At 58.3% G+C, this 2519-nt stretch carries 3 protein-coding genes; 1 reads left to right on the forward strand and 2 read right to left on the reverse strand.

Going from position 1 to position 2519, the window contains the following annotated elements; genetic code table 11:
• Positions 1 to 954, forward strand: a 954-nt coding sequence (locus NKH52_RS35190; RefSeq protein ID WP_352658133.1) for an MFS transporter, incomplete at its 5' end; no start/stop codon positions are given.
• A 702-nt stretch (positions 955 to 1656) separates the two neighbouring features.
• Here NKH52_RS35190 and NKH52_RS35195 read toward each other — a convergent pair.
• Complete coding sequence (locus NKH52_RS35195; RefSeq protein WP_352658136.1) at positions 1657 to 2118, reverse strand: MlrC C-terminal domain-containing protein; 462 nt, start codon at positions 2116 to 2118, stop codon at positions 1657 to 1659.
• A 173-nt stretch (positions 2119 to 2291) separates the two neighbouring features.
• Positions 2292 to 2519 (reverse strand): hypothetical protein (locus NKH52_RS35200; RefSeq protein WP_352736093.1); only part of this gene is annotated, 228 nt, incomplete at its 5' end.

A 2519-nucleotide genomic window follows, 5' to 3' on the forward strand; every position in this document is an offset into this window, starting at 1 on the left:
GCGGCGATCGCGCGCGGAACTCTCTTTGGCCTGGCGGGCATCGCCATACTCGCGCTGCTGCCCCTGGTTGTTCGCGACCAGTTGAGAGGCGGGCCGCTCGTCTATGGCACGCTCATGGCCGGCTTCGGGACAGGCGCCGTCGTGGCCGGCGTCTCCAACAGCGTGTTCAGACGGAGCTTGTCTCAAGAACGACTGATGACGCTCGCGTGTGTCGCCTGCGCGGCATGCTCCCTCTCCCTGGCGCTGACCTCTTCGATTGCCGTGGCGGCGATTGCGCTCGCCTTGGGCGGCGCGGGTTGGGTCACTGCCTGGTCCGGGGTTGGCGTGAGCGTGCAGCTGGCGAGCCCGCGCTGGGTCGTGGGGCGTACGATATCGATCTACTATGCTTTGATAGATGGCGGCATCGCGGCCGGCAGTTGGGTATGGGGCACGGTGGCCGAGAATCATTCCCTGACCTTGGCGCTGGAGGGTTCGGCTGGAGCGCTGCTGCTGGTCGCTGCAGCCGGCGTCCTGTTTCCGCTTCGCGAGCGCCGCGAGGCCGAGCCAGATCCTTTGGAGGAATTCGACGCCCCGGCAGTCGCGTTTCATCTGAAGCCGAGAAGCGGTCCGATCGTGGTAAAGGTCGAATATCTGATCAATGAAGAGAACATCGAGGCTTTCCTCGACCTCATGCGGCAGCGGCGGCATGTCCACAGCCGCGTCGGTGCTCGGCACTGGACTCTCCAGCGCAACCTGCAGGAGCCTATAGAGTGGACGGAGACATTCCGCACGCCGACCTGGACCGACTACCTTCGCCTCAATCATCGTCTCACGGAAGAAGACAAGGAACTGGACGAGACAATCCTCCTTCTGCACAAAGGAAAGCATGCACCGCAAATAACATTGTCAATCGAGCGGCCAACAAGTGCCCCGCGCAAGCCCGAGCCATCAACAGCTTTTTTCCCTCGCCATTGAACCGGAGGGAACAAGCGTCAGGTCGAATTTGATGCGCACTGCAGGCTGAATAAAGATACATAAGAAGGAACGTCAATGTAGCTAACAACATCGAGAAGGCCACAAGCGATGGCTGCCGTCGTGTATCTAACAAACAGAATGTAGCGGACCTTGTAAAATGAACAGTCCTTCAACCGTGCCAACATCTCTTGTGAGGGGCTGACGGCATGCGAGTGCCTGGAGCTATGCCGAAGGCGGCCGGCCTCGCCCGTCGAAGTCGTCGATGAATGTCTCAGCCGCATCGACGCAAACAACCCGACATTGAACGCATTTTGCGAGGTGGATCACCTATGTCTGTTGCCCGGGCTTCGGAGGGGCGCTGGATGAACAGCCGAGCCTGGCAGTCGTTCTTCACTCGGCCGGAGCGCAACGTCTTGCCGCTACTGTCCTCCACCACTAGATGACTGTAGGATTGGTGGTAGTCCACCTTCCTACCGATGCTGACGTTGGGAAACGACACTACCCTCTCCGTCCCGCTCGTCGAGATACATGCCGGACCCGGGATGGCCGGTTCATCGTGACCGTTTCCATAGGCCAATACGGTCTGCCCTATCGAGGGGACGTCCAGGAATTGCTGAGAGTTGAAAATGGATACATCCCAAGCCCAGCCCTGCTCCACTGCATTGTGGGCGTAGGCAACGGGTGACGATGATTTTAGCCTTTTCAGGATCGAGGCCCACGGCTCTGAAAGAGACGGGATCCATATAGGAGTACGGCTGGTTTGTGAGGAGTACCTTGATGTTCCCCACCTGAGCCGCAATCCGACGGACCTTCGTACAAGACCGGTACATTCGCACCCAGACTGATAACCTTGCCTTTGGCGGTCACGCTCGGGCTTGCAATGGAGTATTTTCCCCCGAACTTTAGGCAGATCTCACCTCCGATCCCCGCACGATCACACGTTGCAACGGCGTCGGGATCATAGATCGGAAAGTAGGTTTCGACGTTGATCTTGTTTTCCAAGTTCAGAATGTAAGTGCTCCCGCCTGGTCCACCTGCAGCAACCCGGTCTCCCTGATCACCTATAATGATCGGACGATCTGACTGTTCGATGTCCTTCAGTTGCTCTTGGAGGGCCGGATACATTTTTATCAGATCGTCACGGTAGTCCCAGATCATTTTCATGATATCATTTGCAACCTTCCGCGCCTCATCAACTTCGTCGCCCGCAGTAGTGGGTGAAGCCCAGAAGGGCGAAGGTCTCGGGTAAACGCCTGACGCGCAAGCTGAACGGCGCTGCGCCGGGATGCGCTCCGGCTATCACTTTCAGCTGAATTTCGCCAAAATTGGCCGAGTGGTTACAGTAGATACGCCTGGCATGAGTTCGTACTACGTTGATCAGTTTTCAGCACGCGCGGCCGTTCTATCCTGTCGACAAGATCGAGTTCGAGCCACGGCAGTATACCCGCCGTCGCGTTTAACGCCGTCCGCTGCACATAGAGGTCGTGGTCGAGTAGCTCAGCCATTCGGCTTTCGCCCTCACAGATCCGGGCGGGCGGATTTCCCGCACCCGGCTCTTCCCGAGG

Origin of the sequence: Mesorhizobium sp. M1066 (assembly GCF_040318635.1) — a bacterium.
In the GTDB taxonomy this organism is placed as follows: Bacteria; Pseudomonadota; Alphaproteobacteria; order Rhizobiales; family Rhizobiaceae; genus Mesorhizobium.